Origin of the sequence: Natrinema limicola JCM 13563 (assembly GCF_000337475.1) — an archaeon.
Taxonomy (GTDB): Archaea; Halobacteriota; Halobacteria; order Halobacteriales; family Natrialbaceae; genus Natrinema; species Natrinema limicola.
On sequence record NZ_AOIT01000070.1, the window covers coordinates 1 to 250 of the forward strand.

Here is a 250-nt window from a genome sequence, read left to right on the forward strand (position 1 = left end):
ATTAGTGTTCTGATGGACTACGGAACCGTTGTCCACCTAGAACTTGATCCAAAACACGGTCAATTTGAGACTGTACAACGGGAGCTAGCACGGGTTTCCGACTCGAAATGTATCTTTGTCCGTTCGGATCATGAATTTCGAGCGTCGCTTCCCGAGGATCGGGCGTTGGTTGAGTCATTACTCGAAATCCCGGGGGGTGATACTGATGCGTGGGCGGACCGCACGTTCTACTTCGTTGAATTTGCAGTTC

1 pseudogene is annotated in these 250 nt (G+C 50.4%); it reads left to right on the forward strand.

Annotated features, from left to right (window positions below):
* Window positions 1-12: 12 nt before the first annotated feature.
* Window positions 13-250 (forward strand): annotated as a pseudogene (locus tag C476_RS19235) (hypothetical protein); the annotation flags it as partial.